We start from the raw sequence: 21,312 nt of genomic DNA on the forward strand, positions 1-21,312 counted from the left end.
CCGCATGAGTACCACGCTCTCCGCCGACGGGGCCAGGACAGGAGGCGACCCGGCCCCGGGCTTCACCACGGCCGGCCGACGACGGCGGACCCTGCGCCGCGTCGCGGTCGTCGGCGGCCTGATCCTGCTCGTGGCAGCACTGTGGTGGGCCACCGTCCTGCTCGGACAGACCCGGTACAGCGTCGCGGAGGCCCTGCGGGTCATGGCCGGCCAGACGGTCCCGGGGGCGTCCTTCGTCGTCGGCGAGCTGCGGCTGCCACGGGCCCTCGTGGGCCTGCTCGCCGGACTGGCCTTCGGCATGGCCGGGACGACCTCCCAGACCATGCTGCGCAACCAGCTCGCCAGCCCCGACATCATCGGGATCACCTCGGGGGCCTCGGCCAGCGCTGTCTTCGCCATCCTCGTGCTCGGGTGGTCCGGGACGCCGGTGACGGCGCTGGCGGTGCTCGCCGGGGTCGCGACGGCCGCCGTCATCTACCTGCTGTCCGGATCCGGCAGGGCCCAGGGCGGGCGACTCATCCTCATCGGCATCGGGGTGTCCTCGATGTTCTCCTCGATCATCGCCTACCTGCAGATGAGGGCGTCGGTCTACGACGTTGCCGACGCCATGCGCTGGCTGTCGGGGTCCCTGGGCTCAGCGTCCTGGGAGCAGGTGCCGCTTCTGACCGCCTCGCTCATCGTGCTCGGCGCGCTCCTCGCCCTGGCCGGCCGGGGGCTGGGGCCGATGGTCCTGGGTGAGGAGACGGCCACGGGCCTGGGAGTGAACGTCCCACGCACCCGGGCGGTGCTCGTCCTGGCGATGGTGGGACTGTCCGCAGTGGCTACCGCGGCGACCGGACCGATCGCCTTCGTGTCCTTCCTGGCCGGCCCCGTCGCCGGACGGCTCGTGGGTCCCACCGACCGCAGCCTCCTCGTCCCGGCGGGGCTCATGGGCGCCGCGATCGTCCTGGGAGCAGACCTGCTCTCCCAGCAGGTGCTGCCCACCGCCCTGCCCGTCGGTGTCGTCACCGGGATCGTCGGCGCACCCGCCCTCCTTGTCCAGCTCCTCCGTGTCAACCGTCAGGGGGCCAGCGCATGAGCGCCACCGTACCCGCCGTCCCGCGCGGCACCGAGCCGGCCGCGGGTCGCACCGCGGGTCGCACCGCGGCCACCGCCGCCGACTCGGCCGTTCCGCGCCGCCTGAGCACGGCGGAGCTCAGCTCGGGCTACGGGAGACGCACGGTGGTCGACGGGGTCGACCTGGCCGTGCCGACCGGGCGGATCACGGTCATCGTGGGAGCCAACGCCTGCGGGAAGTCCACGCTGCTCAAGACGATGGCGCGGATCCTGGCCCCCAGCTCCGGTGCCGTGCTCCTCGACGGGGAGCCGGTGGGCTCGATCCCCACGAGGCGCCTGGCCACGCGCCTGGGGCTGCTTGCCCAGCAGCCGGTCGCCCCTGAGGGAATCGCCGTGTCCGACCTCGTGGGACGCGGGCGTCACCCCCACCAGGGGGCCTTCCGTTCGTGGACCGCCGAGGACCGGCGGGTCGTCGAGGAGGCGCTCGTGGCCACCGGCACGGCGACCCTGGCCGACCGCGCCGTCGACGAGCTCTCCGGCGGGCAGCGCCAGCGGGTGTGGATCGCCATGGCCCTGGCCCAGCGCACCGACGTCCTCCTGCTCGACGAGCCGACCACCTTCCTCGACCTGGCCCACCAGGTCGAGGTCCTCGACCTGCTCACCGACCTCAACCGCGACCGCGGCACGACGATCGTCATGGTCCTCCACGACATCAACCTGGCGGCCCGGTACGCCGACCACGTCGTGGCCATGAAGGCCGGGCGGGTCGTGGCCGCAGGGCCGCCGGCCGAGGTCGTCGACCCCACGCTCGTGCGCGAGGTCTTCGGCCTAGAGGCCGAGGTCATCACCGACCCGGTCTCCGGCACGCCGCTCATCGTGCCGCGCGGCCGGTACCACGACGCAGCCGGTCGAGGGGGGCGACCCGCTCGGACACGCGATCGAGGCGGAGCGGACAGCCCGGCCGTCGCGCCCCCGGGCCGGGGGCGCGACGCAGAGCCCGGTGGCAGCCAGGAGCGATCATGAGCGAGCCGTTCCGCTTCTTCCACGTCCACGTCGCCCGCGTGGTGGACCTGACCCCGTCCTTCCGGCGGGTCACCTTCACCGGCGAGGACCTTGATCACTTCGCGGACCCCGGCTGGGACCAGCGGATCAAGCTCGTCCTGCCGGCGCCGCGCTCCGGCTACCGCCACCTGCCCGAGGGCGGGTCGTGGTACTCCCGCTGGCTGAGTCTCGAGGAGCAGGACCGCCCTCCGATCCGTACCTACACGACGCGCGCCGTGAGGCGGGGCCCCACGGGCACCGAGGTGGATGTCGACGTCGTCCTGCACGGGCCGACAGGGCCCGCCGGCAGGTGGGTGGAGGCTGCCCGCCCAGGGTCGCGGGCCGTGCTGCTCGGGCCCGACACCGGGTTCGAGGGCGTCCCCGGAGGCGTCGACTTCGTGCCCCCTGAGATCACGGAGCGACTTCTCCTCGGAGGCGATGAGACCGCGGCACCGGCCATCTCGCGGATCCTGGAGGACCTGTCCCCCACGGCACGCGGCATCGCGGTGGTCGAGGTGCCCGTGGAGGCCGACACCCCCTACCTCTCGTCCCACCCGGGGATCGAGCTGCGGGTCCTGGCCCGCAACGGAGGCGGCCACGGCGACCAGCTCGTCGCAGAGGTCGCCCGGGCCGTCGCCGAGCTGTGCCCGACCGGGACCCCCCAGGAGGTCGAGGAGATCGACGTCGACCACGACCTGCTGTGGGAGGTGCCTCGCACGGCCAAGGGAGGCGCGGCGCTCAAGCGGACCAGTCTGTACGCCTGGCTGGCAGGCGAGGCGGGTGCCGTGCGCACCATGCGCCGCCACCTCGTGGCCGAGCGCGGCCTGGACCGCCGGGCCGTGGCCTTCATGGGGTACTGGAGACGAGGCAGGGCCGAGGGCTGAGCCACGATCGAGGTTGATGACTCCTCATCTCATCCCCAGGCCAGGCGCATGCCTACCTGCCACATGCATGAGTTCCGGCGGTTCGCGCGTGCCTTGCACCCGCGAACCGCCGGAACTCATGCGCGAGACGGCAGCTCATGCACGCGGGGCACCCCGGTCCTCGACTCCCCGGTCCTCGCCGCCCTCGCCCTCGGCACCTCGGTCCTCGCCACCCTCGACCACAGGCGTCCCGTGCTCGGGATCGGCCGCTCCGACCCCGTCGCCGTCGAGGTCGAGCTCGTCGATGACGCTCGGGTCGACCTCGTCGGGGTCGCGCACCGGGGAGTCACCGGCGGACAGGAAGATGCCCACCCACCGCGAGCGCTCGTCGGAGTCGATGAGCACGCACTTGACGAACAGGGTGAGAGGCACCGCCAGGATCGCGCCGAGCGCGCCGATGATCTGGCTCCAGAAGAGCAGGGACAGGAAGGTCGTCGTCGTGTTGAGGCCCACGGCGTCGCCGGTGAACTTGGGCTGGATGAGGGACTGGATGACGAAGTTGAGCACGACGTAGGCGACGATGACCCACAGCGCGGTCCACGGCCCGGAGTCGACGAGCGCGAGCAGCGCGGGCGGGATGACCCCGATGAAGAAGCCGATGTTGGGGATGTAGTTCGTGATGAACGACAGCACCCCCCACGTCACCGCCATCGGCACCCCGAGGATGCCCAGGGCGACGACGTCGAGGACGGCGACGATAAGGCCGAAGACCGTCGAGACGAGCCAGTAGGAGCGCACCGAGGAGGCGAAGTCGGCCAGGGCCGAGGCGATTCCCGGCTTGATCGAGGCCAGCGCGGAGGCGCGCACCTCGATGCGGGACATGTCGAACATGAGGAAGACGACCGCCAGGGCCATGACGCTGAGCACCGAGCCGATGCCCGAGATCTGCCCGAGGAGGCTCTGGGCCAGGGAGACGACCCGGCTGGTGTCCATCGCGCCGGCGACCTGGTTGAGGAGCGTCGACTGGTCGACGCCGAACCTGTCGAGCAGGTCCTGGATGTTCGTCCAGATCGCCTCGAACTTGTCGCTGTAGCGCGGCAGGGTGTCGATGAGCTGGACGATGGCCACGCCCAGGGCGGTGAACATGATCGCCACGAAGGTGTAGATGAGCAGGATCGCCGCCACGGCCGACACCGGCCGGGGGACCCCGTGGCGACTCGCCCAGCTGATGAGCGGGCGGACGGTGATGACCAGGGTGAGGGCGAAGAAGGCCGGTCCGATGAGGCTGCGGGTGAAGTAGATGCCCGCGCAGCCCACGACGAGGGCGGCGACGACCATCGCGATCGACTCGCCCTGGCTGCGCGGGCCGCCGCGGCCACCGGGACTGTCAGGGCGTGCGGGCACGGTCTGAGGGCTCTGGCTCATACGCCGATCCTTCCACACAGTCCCCACGCAGCCGCGCAGGCGCCGCAGCCAGGCCGCGGGCCCGCCCGCAGGTCAGCGCAGCGCCTCCATGGCACGCACCCCGTCGAGGGCCCGCAGGTGGGGCAGGGGGTTGATGCCGGCGTCCAGGACGAAGTCGGTCAGCTGGGTCCGCACTGTGGCCTGGAGCCGGGCGGGGTCCCACGGCTTGGCGATGTAGTGGTCGAGGCCGGCCTCGTTGACGGCTCGGATCGTGTCGGCCTGGTCGGCCTGCCCGGTGACGAGGACCTTGCGCGCGGCTGCGGTGGACTCCTCCTCGCGCATCTCGACGAGCATGTCGACGCCGCTGCGCCCGGGCAGGCGGTGGTCGGCCAGGACCAGGGCGATGACGTCACCGTCGGCGACGACCTCGGAGACGACCTCCCAGGCGTCCTCGACGTCCTCGGCCGGCTCGACGCGCACGACCCCCGAGAAGGGGGCCAGGTCGCCGACCACCGCGTCACGGACCTCCGGTTCGTCCTCGACGACGAGGATGACGAGCTTCATGGTGCCTCCTGTGGGGTTGGGGCCGTCAGAGCGGGGTGGGTGGGCAGGTCCACGGTGACACAGGTGCGCCCCGGACGGGAGTCCACGCTGATCGTGCCCCCGTGGGCGTCGACGACGCTCTTGGCCAGGCCCATGCCCAGGCCCAGGCCGAAGCGGACCTGACCGTGCTTGGTGGTGAATCGGGGCTCGAAGATGCGGGGCAGGACGTCGTCGGGGATGCCCGGGCCGTTGTCCTCGACCTGGATGCGCACCGCCTCGGGTGCGGGCGTCGCGCGCAGGACGACCCGGGCGTGCGGGGGCTCCTGCCCTGCGTCGGCGGCGGCCTTGGCCTGGGCCGCCAGGGCGTCGGCCGCGTTGGCCAGGATGTTGGTCCACACCTGGGCGAGCTCACCACCGCGCGCCGGGATCCGCGGGACCTCGGCGTAGTCCCGCTCGATCTCGACCCCGCGCAGGCGGTGGGCGGTCAGGCGCAGGGCGTCCTCGAGGACCTCGCGGGGGTCGACGTCGACGGGCTGCTCGCCCTCGGGACGCACGTAGGTCGACAGGGCGGCGACGAGGCCGGAGATGCGCGCCGTGGCCAGACCGATGTTGCGCTCCCCCCGGCCGATGGAGGCGGCGGCCTCGGTCGTGCGCAGCCGGAGCGGGTCGGCCGCCAGGGCACGTACCTCGGCGGGGTCGGAGTCGGGCCCGTATCCCAGGGCGACGAGTCTGCGGGCTGTCTCCCGGTCCCCCAGGACGGCCTCGAGTGACCTGCGTGCGGCCCTCTCGGTGCGGGTCGAGGCCGCGGGACGGGTGCGTGCGGCCTCGGCCGCGGCGCGGATCGCCGGGCCGTCGGGGTGGGTGAGCAGGATCGAGGCGATGTCCTCGCTCAGGTGCGCCCCGGCACGCTCGAGGGCGGCCACCGGGTTGTTGAGCTCGTGGGCGACGCCCGCGGCGAGCTCGCCCAGCGTGGCGAAGCGTTCCTGGGCGAGCAGCTCCAGGCGCGCCTGCTCGAGGGCTTCGAGGGCCTCCTGGGCCTGGGCCTTCTCGGCGGCGACCGCCGCCGCGAGCTCGGTCTTCTCGACCTGGAGGACCTCCGAGCGCGACAGGCGGGTGGTCAGGGAGCCGATGAGCAGGGCCGCCAGGGTCTGCTCGGTGGCCGGGTTCTCCCGCAGGGAGCGGTCGAGCTGCTCGATGGACAGCAGGATGAGCTCGACCTCGGTGGTCGTCGTCGCGGTCACGTAGGCCCGGCCGTGGCCAGCCAGGGACACCAGGCCGATGACGCGCCCGGTCGTGGCGTGGTGGAGCACGACCTCCCCGACGCGGGTGTGCCGGGTCAGGGCCACCGCGCCGGAGACGACGATGCACACCGAGTCGACGATCTGGCCCTGGTGGGTCAGACGTACCCCGGGGGGCAGCCGCAGCCGCGGGCGGGGGCCCAGGACCGCCTCGCAGGCGGCGATGAGCTCGGCGGTCAGGACGTCGGCGCTGTGCCCGAGCGCCTCGAGCAGGGGGGACCGACCGGGGTCGGGCGCGCCGTGGTCGACCCCGAGCTCGTGGCTGCGCTCGTCCTGGGGCCGGTGGTCGCGCATCCAGCGCCGGGTCTGGGCGGCCGCGCGGTCGGCGATCGCTCCCGGCGTCCAGGGCACGGCGACGACCTCGCGCACAAGGTCCTCGTCGATGGCCCGCCCGAGGTTGCTCAGCTCGGTGCGCTCGGTGAGCAGGACGAGGCGGGCGGTGGCCAGGGACGGGTAGCGGTCCACGGCGGCGGCGACGTCGTCGAGGCTGCCGACCTCGTCGGTGGCCACGATAAGCGGGACCGTCGGCAGCGGGGCGTCCCCGGCCCCCGCCGCCCGCGCAAGCAGCTCGGCCAGTGAGCGCAGGCGCACGACGTCGGCGACCGCCGCCACCGCCGGACCGATCTCGTGGGCGGCCTGGCTGCCCAGCGAGGCCGGGGAGACGACGGCGACAGCGAGCCTCTCGGGGGCCGGCTCGTTGGCCGGCTCGGGGGCCGGCTCGTTGGCCGGCTCGGCGGTCACCGCGTCCTGCCCCACGTCACACCAGCCCCAGGGCGGCCCACAGCGGCGGCATGAGCAGGACGAGCAGCGCCGTGCCGACCACGCCGACGATGATCCCGACCTTGGCCATGTCGGCGGTGGACACCTCGCCGGTGGCGTAGGCGATGGCGTTGGGCGGGGTCGAGATCGGCAGGCTCATGCCCAGGGAGCAGGCCAGGGCCAGGACCACGGCGATCGTGACGGGCTCGAGTCCCTCGATGCCCGTGGCCAGGCCCATCGCCAGCGGGATGAGCAGGTTCGAGGCGGCCGAGTGGCTGATGACGTTGGACAGTCCGAGTCCGAGGGCCCCCATGACGACGATGACGACGAGGGCGGGCATGGCGTTCCAGTCGAACAGGCCCAGGATCCACGCGTCGAGCCCGGTGGCCGCCACACCGTCACCCAGCGCGATGCCCCCGGCCACGAGCCACAGCACCGGCCAGGACAGGCGGCCCAGGTCCTCACCCCCCATGACGCGGGTGACAAGGAGCGCGACGACCGCCAGGAAGCCCACGACGTTGGCGCTCAGGCCGTGGAGGGCCTCGGTCATCCAGGCCAGGATCGTCACGGCGGCGATGACGTAGAAGGTGACGGCCTTGCGGTCGGTGTCCCAGGAGGCCTGCATGTCGAGCTCGACGCCCAGGCCGGCCGGGATGAACAGCAGGGCCAGGAGCAGCCAGGCGCCCAGGAGGATGACGATCATGAGGGGGACGGCCATGACCATCCAGTCCAGGAAGCTGACGTGGTACCCGGCCTCGCCCAGGGCGCCCAGGGTGATGGCGTTGGGCGGGGTGCCGACCGGGGTGCCGATGCCCCCGACGTTGGCGGCCACGGGGATGGACAGGGCCAGGCCCGCCCGCGGTCGGCCCTCGGGCAGGGCGCCCAGGATCGGGATGACCACCGCGAACATCGTGGCGGTCGTGGCGGTGTTGGACATGAACATGGAGAGCAGGGCGGTGATGACCATGAGACCCAGGACGGTCCGGCGAGCCGAGCCCGTGAAGGGCCTGATGAGGACCGCGGCGAGGTTCTTGTCCAGGCGGTACTTCTCGGCGCCGTCGGCGATGAGGAAGCCACCGAGGAACAGGATGATGACCGGGTTGGCCAGCGCCCCGAGGAAGGTCGGGTAGGGCGTGGCGTCCTCGGGCACGGCCAGGAGCGCCTGGTCCGAGACGAGCAGGACCTCCAGGGCGATGACGAGCACGGCCGTGGCCACGAGCGGGATCGCCTCGGTCACCCACAGGACGATCGCCAGGAGGAAGACGGCCAGCATCCGCTCGCCCACGTCGTCGAGACCGGGCACGTCCACGACCAGCGGCAGGAGGAAGGCCACGACCCCCAGGCCGATGCCGACGAGCTGCGTCCGGGTCAGCGCCGGTGCGGGGGCGGCTGGCCGCCGGACTGTACGCGGACGGGTCGGCATCGAGCTCCTCCTCATGGCGCGCGGCGCCATCGCCAGTGGGACGTTCCGGCGCAAGGGCCGGCCACGGGCATCGTAGGCGCGCCGGCCGCACGGGGCCTGGGACCTTCATCGTGCCCGCCACGCCACCACCCGGAGCGAGGCGCCGGTCCTCGCCTCAGGCTCCAGCAGGATGGACCCAGCACCCCAACCTGCTCGCCACCGGTCGAACGATCTCGACGGTGCGCCGGTCCAGGACCTGTCGGGAAGTCAGGCGCAGGACGGTCCATCCCGCGGCATTGAGGCGCTGGTCGCGCAGGTGGTCGTTCGTCCAGTCCGCCAGCGAGGAGTGATACATGAAGCCGTCGGTCTCAACGACGAGCCGGGGCCGCAGGACCAGGTCAACCTCCACCCCCAGGTCGACGGCCACCCCGGGGTCCTGCCCCGCCTCCTGGAGGTCGTAGCGGGCGACCGTCTCCAACAGGGACCGGGCCCTCGGATCGGCGCGGGCGAGCAGCGCCCGCAGCGGAGCGTTGCGATTGCCGGGCAGGGCCGCGACGAGTTCGTCGCGGGAGATGAGCCCGTCGCGCAAGGCGGCGTCGAGTGCGATGAGGACGTCCAGCTCCTCGGCGCAGCGCATGAAGCACAGCAGGGCGGTGAGCGGATCGGCCACCGGGGGGCGCGCGGGACCAGGTATGACGAGCCCGGCGACCCGGTGAACGGTGACGCGCCCGATCCCGGTGGGGACTCGACTGGTGGAGCGCGGCACCGCCACGTGCAGGGGTCCGGGATCCAACCGGAGGGGCAGGCCGTGGCGGGCCAGAGCGTGCGCGCAGGTCACGACTCCGCGCAGGCGTCGACTGACGATGACGTCCTGTCCCGCACCAGGCACAGACACCACTCCTTGGGGGTGACGCTCCACGGAGCCGTCCTCGACCATCCGCAGCAGGCACCGCCTGTCCGATCGGCTCAGGCACAGGTCCTGAACGCGCACAGCACCGTGCACGGAAGCGAGCCGCCTCAGCAGATCCTTCCGGCGCTCCTTATACTTCATGCCCTGATGATGTCAAACATCATCAACCATAGTCAATGTAAGCCATGCTCTCGGCGATCGTCTTGCCGCTGATTCGCCAAGACTGTCACTGCAGACCACAATCGGCCGCCAGTCACCGAAGGTGCACCAAGTACAGCCCCGTCATTGCAACGATTCGCGACAACCCTCAGGGCTGGCGAGCCGCTCGGAGCGCCCAACTGTGGTCCACCGTGACACTTTCAGCCGAGGACGCGGTCGAGCCAGGGGTCGACCGCGGCGTAGAAGCCCTCGGGACGGCTGCGTCGGACGTCGTGCGCGGCTCCGGGCACGAGCGCGGTGTCGACCCTCGGGTTGACCCGCGCGAGGGCCAGGCCCTCGGGTCCCACCCGTGCGGCCCCGGGACGGTCGCCGGTGAGGAGGAGGGTGGGTACCTCAAGGGCCCTCATCGCCTCCTCCCAGGGGACCTCGGGGGCGACCACGCCGGTGGCCAGGAGCCCGGGGTCGACCCGTTGGGCCGCCCACACCCCGGCCACGGCCTCGGCCCGGGGGACCTCGGGATCGGTGAGCGCTCGGGTCACGGCCGCCGCGGGGTCGGCGACCTCGGCCGCCAGGGCGCGGGCGCGGGCGGCCCCGCGGGCGAGGAGCTCGTCGTGGCTGCGCGTGCCGAAGCGGGCCGGGTCGGCCAGGACGAGGCCTGCCACGAGGTCGGGGCGGCGCAGGGCCGCGACCATGGCGGTGGCCGCGCCCATCGAGTGGCCCACGAGGACCGGCGGGCCCGACGGGCTCAGGCCGAGGGCCGCCCGCCCCCGGGCCTCGGTGTCGAGGTCCTCGACGGCCGCCAGGGCGTCCTCGACGAGCACCTCGCCGGCGCGCTCCAGGCGTCCGGGGTCCCACCGCGGCGAGAGCCCGTGCCCACGCGCGTCGAGTGCCACGACCCGGTACCCCAGGCCCGTCCAGTGTGAGATGGCATCGGCCTGGGAGACCGCTGATCCGGTGATCCCGTGCAGGAGGACGAGGGTGGGGGCGTCGGGGGCCCCGGCGATGACGCGCGCCAGCGCAGAGCAGGACATGCACCGATTGTCCCGCTCCGGGCGCCACCGGGGCCACCAGCCTGCGGCGCCCAGGGCCGCCCCCCCTGAACGCTCGCCGTCAGCCTGCACCGTTAGCCTGTGCGCATGAGCGAGCACGAGACCCCGGGCCCGAGCGACCCACGACGCCGCGGCACGATGAACGTCGAGTCCTTCAACCTTGATCACACCGCCGTCCTCGCGCCCTTCGTCAGGGTCGCCGACCGCAAGCGCCTGCCGGGAGGCGATGAGCTGGTCAAGTACGACGTGCGCTTCTGCCAGCCCAACCGCGCCCACCTGGAGATGGAGGCGGTGCACTCCATCGAGCACCTGACCGCCGAGCTCATGCGCAACCACACCGACCGGCTCATCGACTTCAGTCCGATGGGCTGCCAGACAGGGTTCTACGCCCTGACCCTGGGGCTGGAGCCCGCCGAGTTCCTGCCGCTGCTCGAGACGACCTTCCGAGACGTCCTGGAGGCCACCGAGGTCCCGGCCGCCAACGAGGTGCAGTGCGGGTGGGGGGCCAACCACTCCCTGGTGGCCGCTCAGGCGGCCGTGCGCGCCTTCCTGGCCGACAGGGACCAGTGGGAGACGGTCGTGCCTGACTGAGGCTGCGCCCGAGCCCGCCGCGGCGCCGTAGGCTCGGGCCCATGCGCCCGAACCCGACCACGACCTTCGTCACCGTCGAGCTCGCCCCGGAGAGCCCGGACCTGCTGTTCACGGTGCTCCTGCAGCCGAGCATGCTGCTGCTGGCGTGGCTCATCGGCCTGCTCACCAAGCGGGTGATCCGGCACTGGCACGCGCACCTGTCGACCTCGGCGGCCACGCTGACCGCGCTCATCGGCCTGTGGGCGGGCATGGGGGCCGGTGCGTGGGTCTACACCGAGGACTTCCTGTGGGCGCCGCGGATGCTGCTCAGCGCCACGATCGTCGCCGCGGTCGCGATCGTCGTGACAGCACTGACGGTCACGCGCCTCCAGCACGAGCCGCCGCTGCCGCCCATCGCCGAGGTCGCCGCCCGCGGGGAGTCCGACCGCCTGGAGTTCAAGTCCTCAGCGCGGGTCAACATGCGCACCGGGGCCAAGGACGAGGCGATGGAGACGGTCGTGGCCAAGACGGTGTGCGCCTTCCTCAACTCCCGGGGCGGCACGCTGCTGCTGGGCGTCAACGACGAGGGCGAACTCATCGGGCTCGAGGCCGACTACGCCACCCTGCGCAGCCCTGACGCCGACCGCTTCGAGCTCTTCGTACGCGACCTCCTGCGCAACCGCCTGGGCACGAACGCCGCCGCCCTGCCGCGTATGGACTTCGCCGCCGCCCAGGAGGGCGAGGCCTGCCGGATCACCGTGCCGGCCTCACCTGAGCCGGTCTACCTGCGGTCCAAGGGCGCCGGCCCCGAGCTGTGGGTGCGCGTGGGCAACTCGACCCGGCGCCTCGAGGTCGACGACGCGATCACCTACGTGGCCCGGCGCTGGCCGCGTCAGGTCCGCCAGTCCCCGGCCCAGCGACTCGGCTCCTACCTGCTCTACCGGCGCACGCGCACCGAGACGCACGAGCGCGGTCAGGAGGGATGAGCCCTGAGCGGACCGGGCACCCCGGCACCGCCCCGTAGGCTCGGGCCCGTGAGCAGCCACGACCCCGAGACGCCCCGGCAGCCGCTGGCCCGACACCTGGCCGGACCTCTCACGGACGAGGACGCCCCCGTCCTCGTCCTGTCCCACGGCATCACCGACTCCGCGGCCTGCTGGGCCGACGCCGTGGGGCGCTGGAGCGCCTCGGGCTATCGGATCGTGGCCCTCGACGCCCGCGGACACGGTGACTCGCCCCGGTGGGACGAGGGCGACCTCGCCGACCAGGACACGGCCGGCGCCCGCCTGGCGGCCGACCTCACCGACGCCCTGGAGGACCTGCGTGCCCACGGGCTCGACGGCTCCGGGCCCCTGCGCGCGCCGCTCATCGCGGTCGGGCACTCGATGGGCGGGGTGACCAGCCTCGACGTCGCCGCCCGCTGCCCCGACCTCCTCGACGCCGTCGTGGCCGAGGACCCCGCCTTCGTCACCCCCGCCTGGAGGAGGCTGCTCGCCCTCGACGCCGTCCGGCGCGTGCGTGACATGCGCCAGGTCGCCGCCGACCCCGAGGCGCGCGTGAGGCTGGAGCAGGCTGCTCACCCCACGTGGCCCCCTGTCGAGGTGCGGGCGAGCGTCGAGGCCTCCTGCGGGGTGGACCTGCGCTTCATCGCGCTGGGCTGTGTCAGCCCACCCACGCCGTGGCAGGAGGTCATCGACTCCCTGGCCGTGCCGACACTCATCGTCACCGGGACCGACCGGGTCGTGCTGCGGGGCGACAACCTCACGAACATCACGGTGCGGGCCAACCCGTGGATCTCGACCGCCGTTGTCCTCGGCGCGCCGCACTGCGTGCGCCGGACATTCCCCGAGCGCTTCCACGCCGTGACCGACCCCTGGCTCGCCCACCTCCCCCGAGTTCGGGACAAATGACACCTCGAGATCGGGACTAATGACACCCCGAGATCGGGACTTATGGCACCCCGAGATCGGGGGAAGTGGCACCTCGAGATCGGGACTTATGGCACCTCGAGTTCGCCGCATCTGGCACGGTTCTGGCGCAGCGTGCCAGGTGCCGTGAGCCGGGGCTCTTGCCTCAGGACGTCGTGGTGTCACACGTCCTGACCGCGAGATGCCGGGTGGTGTCAGGCGGTCAGTGCAACGGCGTCGTCGTGCTCTACGCGGTTCCGGAGCCTGTCGACGGCGCCTGCCGGCTCGACCCGGTACTGGTACCGGCAGGTGCGGGCGGAAGGGCCCGATCGACGGCGTGGCCGGAGCGGATCGACAGGCCGGCACGGGTTGACGGGCCGGCGCCCCGGCGTGACGCTCAGCCGGAGGCCTCCGCAGCGGGAGGCCCACACCCCCACCCGGGTGTGATGCACAGAACAGACATGTGATGGCCGGGGGTCGGCGGGGAGAAACCGCGGAATCACGCCGATCCCCCCGACCGGCCCCCATCGCGGAGACGGCCGTGGAGGCCTGAGATGTGCAACGACCCCCTCGACGCACACAGACACCCGCTCCGCCTGCTACAAGACGATCATTACTCGGCTCAATCACAGGCATCCACCTGGGCCGCGAGGATAGTTGATGTGTGCACCACCTCGCCGCCCCCACCAGCACACCCACCCACGGGGAGCGCGCCCCGACCCCGGACCAGCCCCGGCCCGGCCGACGCTAACCAACCCGGCCCCGGCCCGACCCCGATCCGGCCCCGGTCTGGCCAACGCTGACCAGCCCGGTCCCGACCCGGCCCAGGGTCGAGCGCCACGGCGGACAGACCACACACCCCGTCCCCGCACACCCCGACCACCCTCGACCGGTCATGTGTCCCCCGACCGGTCATGTAACTCTCGACCGGGCGTTCGCTGTCACATAGACGGTCGACAGTCACATGACCGGTCGACGACGAGACGAGCCGGACGCCCAGGCGGGGGCTCGGCGAGAAGACCAGCCCGACGTACCACTTCCCCCGATCTCGACGTGCCAGGTGGTTTCAGGGGGTGAGTGCAATGGGTGGTGCTTGGGAGAGGGGCTGGTTGTGGTGCGTGGGGTGTGGCCTGGTGTGGTTCGCGATGGTGTGCGGGAGCTGATCGAGTCGGGTTGGTTGGCTCGCGAGGCGGGGGCTTGTTTCTCGGTGCCTCAGTCCACGGTGTCGGACTGGTGCAGGCTGTGGGGTATGAGGATGCGGCACGGGGCCAGGGAGGGCGGGATGGTCGGGACGACCAGGCCTGCTGGGCGTGGTCGGGGCGGGTCGGGGGACGGGTTCGAGGTGATGGTCCGGGGTACCGGGCACGGCAGGCGTCTGGGGGCTCAGGGGCGCGGCGCGATCGCTGCGGGCCTGGCCAGGGGTGATTCCCTGGCCTCGATCGCCCGGTTCCTGGGGGTGGCTGTCTCCACGGTCAGCCGCGAGGTCGCTGCCGGCGGGGGCCGGCAGGCCTACGACCCCCAGGCCCGCCACGCCCAGGCCCGGGCCGCCAGGGCACGGCCCAAGGCGCGTGTGCTGGACTCCAACGACCAGCTGCGGGCCCTGGTGGTCCAGGGCCTGAGACAGCGGTGGTCGCCCCAGCAGATCAGCCGCCGTCTGGCTGCGGACCACCCCGAGCGCGATGATCTTCGTGTGAGCCACGAGACGATCTACCAGTCCCTGTACGTCCAGGGCCGAGGGACGCTGCGCGCCGAGCTGGGCCGTCACTACAGGCTGCGCACCGGGCGGAGTCGGCGCGTGCCACGCTCGGCCCTGGCCGGGCCCCTGGCCTCCAGGCCCTGGCTGGCCGACGCGCGTATCAGCACCCGCCCGGCCCAGGTCGCCGACCGGGCCGTGCCAGGCCACTGGGAGGGCGACCTGGTCATGGGCGCGGGCAACCGCACCGCGATGATCACCCTGGTCGAACGCACCACCCGCCTGGTCCTGATCGCCCCGCTGCTGACCGACCACACCGCCACCACCGTGGCCACGGTGCTGGAGACCATGATCAAGGGCCTGCCCCGCTCCATGGCCCGGTCCCTGACCTGGGACCAGGGCGGCGAGATGGCCCAGGTCGCCCGCTTCAGGACCGCCACCAACCTCGAGGTGTACTTCTGCGACCCCCACAGCCCCTGGCAACGAGGAACCAACGAGAACACCAACGGCCTGATCCGCGAGTTCTTCCCCAAAGGCACCGACCTGTCGACCTACCCCCTCCACGCCTTCGAACAGGCCCAGCACCTCCTCAACACCCGCCCCCGCCAGACCCTAGACTGGGCCACACCCGCAGAAGCCTTCAACAGGCTCCTGCAGAAAACAGAACACGACACCACCATTGCACTCACCACCTGAAACCACCCCACTTCCCCCGATTTCGAGGTGCCACTTCCCCCGATCTCGCGGTGCCATTAGTCCCGATCTCGAGGTGCCATTAGTCCGGAACTCGAGGTGCCATTAGTCCCGATCTCGCGGTGCCATAAGTCCCGATCTCGAGGTGGGACGGGGGCCTTCCACACGGACCAGCCACTGCACTCACCCCCGGGCACCGACTCTCGAGATCGCCGCATCCAGCCCGTCCGCCACGCGGGACCGTCCGGCTGAGCAGGCGGGGCCGGCTGCTCAGCCGAGCGGGTGTCACTCGCTGGCGAGCTCACGGCGCAGGGCGCTCACCGAGGTGGCCCGGCGACGGCGCACGGCCATGGTCATGGCCAGCGCGGACAGCAGGCCCCAGAGGACCAGGGCCACGGCCGCCTCGCGCCCGCTCGTGCCCACCGCCCCGAGCATCATGGACGACAGGCCCGCGTTCAGGACCGTCGCGGGCAGCACCTGGGCGACTGAGGCTCCCACACCAGCCAGCGCCTGCGGCACGGCACCGGCGACGCACACCGCCTGGACCACGAGGGCGAGCAGGGAGACGGCGGTCGCCCCGCGCCCGCCGAGGGCGGCCACGAGCGCCCCGTGGAGCAGCGTCATGGCCAGGGATCCCAGGACGACCAGGGCACCGACCTTGAGGGGGCTGACGATGCTCGCACCGGCCACACCGACCGCGGCGACCAGGACAAGGGCCTGGACGACCGCCAGGGCCAGGGCGGGTCGCAGCGAGACGACGGCCAGACGGGCCGGGCTCATCGGCGCCTCGACCCGTCGGCGGGTGAGGACACCCAGCCCCGAGACGATGACGAGGGCCCCGATCCACAGGGCCGTGCTCATCGCCCCCGGGGCGGCCGAGGAGGCGGCCGAGGGCTCCGACCCGGCCACCGGACTGACCGACACGGGCTGCGCGAGAGCACCAGCGAGATCGGCTGCCTCCTGCTCGGTGTAGGAGGGAACCGAGTCCGCCGCGCCGGTCAGGCGGTCGGCCAGGGTCCCGGCTCCGTCGGACAGCTCGACAGCGCCCTCGGCCCCCGCCCCGATGCCCGCGGCGAGCTCGCCGGCACCCGTGGCGAGCTCGGAGGCTCCTGCGGCCGCCGCGGAGGTCTCCGCCGCGAGGCCCGACGCCCCGGTGGACAGCTGCTGGGCGCCGGCGCTCAGGCTTGAGGTGCCGTCGGCGAGGCTTGACGTCCCTCCGGCCAGGGCGGAGGCACCCGTCGACATCTGCGAGGCGCCGCCGGCCAGGGTCGACGCCCCAGCCGACAGCGTGCTCGCCCCCGACGACAGGTCGGCGGCCCCGGTGCTCAGCCCCGCCCCCTGGGTCACCAGGGTGTTGAGCACACCGGCCAGGGTGGCGCCCGAACCGGTGGCCGGGTCGTAGACGTCGCCGGAGGAGCCCAGACCGGTAGAGACCCCGGAGGCCCCGCTCGTCAGGGCGGCGGACTGGGCGGACAGAGAGTTGAGGGCGCCGACGACCGTCGTGGTGTCCGTGCTCGAGGAGTCGGTGCCGATGGCCCCGGCCAGGCCCGTCGCACCGGCGCTCACCTGCGAGGCGCCGCCGGTCAGTGAGGCCGACTGGGCGGTCAGGGTCGACATGACCCCCTGGATCGTGGCGGGTGAGCCGTCCGTGTTGGTCCCCGTGGCCGGGTCGTAGACGTCGGAGCTCGTGCCCATCGCGCCGACGAGCTGCTCGAGGGCGAGGCAGGTGGCGTCCTGGGCGCCGTGGTCGGCCACGCACTGCTGCCAGGCGGCGCTCGTCCCGCCCGCGACCTGGGTGGTCGAGGCCGACAGGGTGTCGACCGCTCCGGTGTAGGCCGTCACGCCGTCGGCGAGGTCCGCCGCCCCGGTCGACAGCTGGGCGGCCCCCTGGGCGAGGTCGGTGCCCGTGGCGGGGTCGGGCGTCGTGACGGCCTGGGTGAGGGCGTCCACTCCCCCCGTGTACCGGGCGACGCCGTCGGCGACCTGGGCGGCGCCGTCGGCCAGGGACACCTGGCGACCGCCCTGGGGGGTCGTCAGCGCGTCGCGGGCGCCGGTGACACCGGCGACGTAGCCGTCCACGCCGCTGGCCAGCGTCGTGGCCCCCGCGCTGAGGGACTGGGCGCCGCCGGCCAGCGCGGAGGCTCCCCCGGACAGGTCGGTGGCCCCTGAGCTGAGGGACTGGGCACCGTCGGCCACGGAGGACGCTCCGGCGTCGAGGCTCGCGGTGCCGTCGGCGGCGGTGGCGGCGCCTGCGGCAAGCTCTGCGGCGCCGGCGTCCAGGGTCCCCAGCCCGGTGGACAGGTCCGTGGCCCCCTGGGACAGGGAGGAGGCGCCGTCGGAGGCCTGGGTGAGCCCGGTGGACAGGTCCGTGGCCCCCTGGGACAGGGAGGAGGCGCCGTCGGAGGCCTGGGTGAGGCCGTCCTTGATGGTGGCGGCCTGCGCGAGGGACCCCTCGAGGTAGGCGACGCTCACGGTCGTGCCCAGGGAGGAGGCGGCCGCCGAGACGATCTCGCGGCTGACGGCGCCGACGACGGCGGGGGCGGCGGGGTCGGTCTCGACCTGGACGGTCGCGGCGGTCGGGACACCTCCCAGGGTGTCGACGATCGCCTGGCTGAAGCCCTCGGGGATGGTGATGACCGTGTCGTAGGTGCCGTCGGCCAGGCCCTCGGTCGCGGTCGCGGCGGTCGGGACACCTCCCAGGGTGTCGACGATCGCCTGGCTGAAGCCCTCGGGGATGGTGATGACCGTGTCGTAGGTGCCGTCGGCCAGGCCCTCGGTCGCGGTCTCGGCCGAGACCACCGAGTAGTCGAGCTCGGCCTGGGTGGCGCCGGTGGCCGACTGGGCGGTCAGGGCCGCCTGCGGGTCGGTCAGGCGCCCCACGAGCAGCCGTCCGGCGGGCAGGGTCGAGCCGTCGGCGGTCGTGACCGGGGTGTCGAGGTTGACGACGGCGGCGGGGATGGCGGCCGCGGTGGCGGTGGGCGTCGTGGCCGCGGTGACGACGACGAGGCCGGCCAGGGCCGGGACGAGGGCGACCAGGACGAGCAGGATGAGGGGACGGCGTGTCATGCGTGGGCCTCGGCTTCCTCCGGAGTGGCGGTGGGCGTGGTGGGTTCGGCGTGCTGAGCGGACGTGGTGGAGGAGACGGACGGGACGAGCCCTGAGCGCGATCCCGTCCCGGTGGCCGGCGGGGTCCCCGCCTGCGGTGGACGCCGGTCGGGTGCGCGCCAGGTGCGGGCCGAGCCTGCGGCGTCGATGTCGATGACGGAGTCGAGCGGGGCGCCCGTCGGACCGGTCGAGGGGGCCTGGGCGCCGGTGGTGACGACGACGGCGCGCCCCTCGGCGGCCAGGCGCAGGGCACGGGCCCAGAGCCGCTCACCGGGGTCGTCGATGACGACGAGGCGCACGTGAGTGGCCACGGCCTCGTCGTGGGAGCGCACGGCGGCGGTGACCGACTGGATGGCGGCAGTGCCGTCGGGCAGGACGTGGCCGTCGACCGCGAGCAGGCCGCCCGCCGGTTGGAGGCGTCCGCCGAGCGCGGCCGCGAGGGCACGGCGCGACAGGGGGCTGACGGCGCGCACGAGGGCGATCTCGCCCGGAGCCACGGTGAGGTCGAGGCCGCCGACGACCTGCCCCTCGGAGTCGGCCAGGGTCAGGCCCTCGGCACGCACGACCACCTGCCCGTGGGCGGCGACCCAGGCCTCGTGCTCCAGGGTGCGCTCAAGGCCCTCGCCCTCGACGTCGATGACGGGCAGCTGCCGGTCGAGCCAGGCCGGCAGCCACCAGGCCCGCTCCCCCAGGGCGGCCATGAGCGCGGGCACGAGGGTCATGCGCACCCCGAAGGCGTCGACCGCGATGCCCACGGTCAGGGCGACGGCGATCGGCTTGATGGAGACGTTGTGGCTGGGCACGAAGGCGGCGAAGACGCCAGTCATGATGACCGCGGCGGCCGCGACGACCGAGGCGGACCCGGTGAAGCCGGCCTCGACGGCCCGGGCGGCGTCGCGGTGCCGGATCCACTCCTCGCGCATGCGCGACACGAGGAAGACCTCGTAGTCCATGGCCAGTCCGAACAGGACGCCCATGACGATGACCGGCATGAAGGAGATGACCGCGCCGGTGCGGGACACGTCGAGGGCCTCGGCCAGCCACCCCCGGCCCCACACCGCGCCGACCGCCCCCATGCCGGCGCCCAGGGACAGCAGGTAGCCCAGGGTGGCGGTCAGGGGGACGGCCACCGAGCGGAAGACGATCATGAGCAGGACGAGAGACAGGCCCACGACGACGATCCCGAAGGGCACGAGGGCCGCGTCGAGGGACTCCGCGACGTCGATGGCCACGGCGGTCTGGCCGGTGACCATGAGGTCGGAGATGCCGTACTCGGACTCCCAGGACCCGGCGTGGTCGCGGATCTGGCGGACCAGCTCCATCGTGGCGGCGTCGGCCTGCCCGGTCTCGGGACGCACCTGGATGAGCGCGAGGGAGCCGTCCTCGTTGGGGGTGGCCAGGGCGATGTCGGCCACGCCGTCCAGGGCGCCGATCTCGGCCGACAGGGACTCGACGGTGGCTACCGGGTCGCTGGTGGTCACGATGTCCGCGATGACGATGATCGGCGAGTTGTAGCCGGCGCCGTAGACCTCGGCGATGGCGTCGTAGGTCTCGCGCTGCTCGGTGCCCTTGTTGGCGAAGCCGTTGTCGGTCAGCGCCAGGTGGAGGTCGGCCGCGGGCACGGCGCACACGCCCAGGACCGCCACGACCCCGGTGATCGTCAGCCAGGGGCGGCGGGTGACCGCTCGCACCCAGGTCCGGGCGGCGCCTCCGCTGGCGCCTCGGGGGCGGCGCCTCCGGGAGCCGGCACGCCCGGCACGACCGGCACGCCCGGCACGACCCGAGCGCGGCAGGAGCCGGGTGCCGATGAGGCCGACGAGCGCGGGCACGACGGTCAGGGCGACGACGACGGCTGTGGCGACGACGGCGGCGCTGGCCAGGCCCATGACGGTGAGGAAGGGGATGCGGGCCACAGCCAGCCCGCACAGGGCGACGACGACGGTGCCCCCGGCGAAGATGACCGCGGAGCCGGAGGTGGCCACGGCCCGGCCCGCGGCCTCGGTCGGTGGCAGGCCCTGGGCCAGGTACTCCCGGGCGCGGCTGATGATGAACAGCGCGTAGTCGATGCCGACCGCCAGCCCGATCATGACGGCCAGGACCGGGGTGACGGAGTTGATGTCGACGACGGCGGCGGCCAGGAGGATGCCGAGCATGCCCGAGCCCACGCCGATGAAGGCCGCGACGAGCGGAGCGCCCGCGGCCAGGACCGAGCCGAAGGTGATGAGCAGGACGATCGCGGCGATGACGACCCCGACGATCTCGGTGGCGCTCAGCCCGATGTCGACGCCCTCGCCGATGGTGCCGCCGAGCTGGATGCTCAGGCCCGGGTCGGCCGCCTCTGTGGAGGCTACGAGGGAGTCGAGGGCCTCAGCGAGCTCATCGGCCTGCGCGGTCTGGCCGTCGGTGATGGACCCGACCGAGGCGTCGGCCTGGATCTGGACCAGGACGTGGGCGCCGTCGGCCGAGACGGTTGAGGCGGTGGCGGGCGAGGTGGGCGTGGCGGCCGCCCCGAAGGGGGAGGAGACGGCGGCGACGCCGTCGAGGGAGGCGGCCTCCTCGACGAAGGCGTCGACGGCCGCGCGGTGGGCGGTGATGTCCCCGTCAGCGGCCGTCATGAGGACCTGCTCGGAGGTGCCAGCCGCCTGGGGCACGCGCTCGGCCAGGACGTCCAGCCCCTCCATCGACTCGGTGCCGGTGATCGTGAAGGTGCTCGTCAGGTTCATGCCGACGACGGCCACCGCGCCACCCAGGACCGTCAGGAGCAGGACCCAGGCGGCCAGGACGCGCAGGGCGTGCTCGGCGCACCAGCGGCCGAGGCTGTGCAGGAGTGAGGACACGGGCGTCCTTTCGGGGAGCGAAC

Annotated in this window: 15 protein-coding genes; 7 read left to right on the forward strand and 8 right to left on the reverse strand. The window is 73.2% G+C overall.

Translation table 11 applies throughout. The features are described 5' to 3' along the window. Positions 1–4: 4 nt before the first annotated feature. Genes EL245_RS08220 through EL245_RS08230 form a run of 3 tightly spaced genes read left to right on the forward strand, consistent with a single transcriptional unit; the run spans position 5 to position 2,981 of the window. Positions 5–1,078: a FecCD family ABC transporter permease gene (locus tag EL245_RS08220; protein ID WP_126382702.1), complete on the forward strand. Its 1,074-nt coding sequence runs from the start codon at positions 5–7 to the stop codon at positions 1,076–1,078. Beyond that, on the forward strand, positions 1,075–2,079 hold the full coding sequence (locus tag EL245_RS08225; RefSeq protein ID WP_126382703.1) for an ABC transporter ATP-binding protein: 1,005 nt from the start codon (positions 1,075–1,077) through the stop codon (positions 2,077–2,079). Before EL245_RS08220 ends, EL245_RS08225 begins: the two co-directional genes overlap by 4 nt. After that, a complete protein-coding gene (locus EL245_RS08230) occupies positions 2,076–2,981 on the forward strand; it encodes a siderophore-interacting protein (RefSeq protein WP_126382704.1) in 906 nt (301 codons plus the stop codon). Before EL245_RS08225 ends, EL245_RS08230 begins: the two co-directional genes overlap by 4 nt. Positions 2,982–3,116: 135 nt before the next feature. Here EL245_RS08230 and EL245_RS08235 read toward each other — a convergent pair whose 3' ends face one another. From EL245_RS08235 to EL245_RS08260, 6 genes are all read right to left on the reverse strand, one after another. Then, positions 3,117–4,298, reverse strand: a complete 1,182-nt coding sequence (locus tag EL245_RS08235; protein WP_408608403.1) for an AI-2E family transporter — start codon at positions 4,296–4,298, stop codon at positions 3,117–3,119. Positions 4,299–4,457: 159 nt separating this feature from the next. Next, the gene (locus EL245_RS08240; protein ID WP_126382706.1) at positions 4,458–4,928 is read right to left on the reverse strand and encodes a response regulator; all 471 of its coding nucleotides are present in this window, start codon (positions 4,926–4,928) and stop codon (positions 4,458–4,460) included. Next, positions 4,925–6,946, reverse strand: a complete 2,022-nt coding sequence (locus EL245_RS08245) for an ATP-binding protein (protein ID WP_126382707.1) — start codon at positions 6,944–6,946, stop codon at positions 4,925–4,927. The genes EL245_RS08240 and EL245_RS08245 overlap by 4 nt, the downstream gene beginning before the upstream one ends. A gap of 16 nt (positions 6,947–6,962) precedes the next feature. Continuing rightward, positions 6,963–8,387 carry an SLC13 family permease gene (locus EL245_RS08250; RefSeq protein WP_197719396.1) on the reverse strand — a complete coding sequence of 475 codons (1,425 nt, stop codon included), beginning with the start codon at positions 8,385–8,387 and terminating at the stop codon, positions 6,963–6,965. 154 nt (positions 8,388–8,541) lie between these two features. Then, positions 8,542–9,255 (reverse strand): DUF559 domain-containing protein, encoded by a 714-nt coding sequence (locus tag EL245_RS08255; protein ID WP_232009676.1) that lies wholly within the window; start codon positions 9,253–9,255, stop codon positions 8,542–8,544. Positions 9,256–9,635: 380 nt separating this feature from the next. Beyond that, complete coding sequence (locus tag EL245_RS08260) at positions 9,636–10,466, reverse strand: alpha/beta fold hydrolase (RefSeq protein ID WP_126382710.1); 831 nt, start codon at positions 10,464–10,466, stop codon at positions 9,636–9,638. Positions 10,467–10,571: 105 nt separating this feature from the next. On the opposite strand from EL245_RS08260, the gene EL245_RS08265 reads away from it, so the two are divergent. The 4 genes from EL245_RS08265 (at position 10,572) to EL245_RS08280 (ending at position 15,350) form a co-directional block, all read left to right on the forward strand. Continuing rightward, positions 10,572–11,075: an S-ribosylhomocysteine lyase gene (locus tag EL245_RS08265; RefSeq protein ID WP_408608364.1), complete on the forward strand. Its 504-nt coding sequence runs from the start codon at positions 10,572–10,574 to the stop codon at positions 11,073–11,075. A gap of 41 nt (positions 11,076–11,116) precedes the next feature. Then, a complete protein-coding gene (locus EL245_RS08270; RefSeq protein ID WP_126382711.1) occupies positions 11,117–12,040 on the forward strand; it encodes an AlbA family DNA-binding domain-containing protein in 924 nt (307 codons plus the stop codon). Between the two features lie 48 nt (positions 12,041–12,088). Next, positions 12,089–12,964, forward strand: coding sequence for an alpha/beta hydrolase (locus EL245_RS08275; protein ID WP_161512811.1), 876 nt, complete (start codon positions 12,089–12,091; stop codon positions 12,962–12,964). Positions 12,965–14,306: 1,342 nt separating this feature from the next. Further along, a complete protein-coding gene (locus EL245_RS08280) occupies positions 14,307–15,350 on the forward strand; it encodes an IS30 family transposase (protein WP_164719463.1) in 1,044 nt (347 codons plus the stop codon). Between the two features lie 282 nt (positions 15,351–15,632). Here the strand turns inward: EL245_RS08280 and EL245_RS08285 are convergent, their stop codons facing one another. Then, positions 15,633–18,413, reverse strand: a complete 2,781-nt coding sequence (locus EL245_RS08285; RefSeq protein WP_126382714.1) for a hypothetical protein — start codon at positions 18,411–18,413, stop codon at positions 15,633–15,635. Further along, positions 18,410–21,289 carry an MMPL family transporter gene (locus EL245_RS08290; RefSeq protein ID WP_126382715.1) on the reverse strand — a complete coding sequence of 960 codons (2,880 nt, stop codon included), beginning with the start codon at positions 21,287–21,289 and terminating at the stop codon, positions 18,410–18,412. Before EL245_RS08290 ends, EL245_RS08285 begins: the two co-directional genes overlap by 4 nt. Positions 21,290–21,312: the final 23 nt, after the last annotated feature.

Origin of the sequence: Actinomyces howellii, assembly GCF_900637165.1 — a bacterium.
In the GTDB taxonomy this organism is placed as follows: Bacteria; Actinomycetota; Actinomycetes; order Actinomycetales; family Actinomycetaceae; genus Actinomyces; species Actinomyces howellii.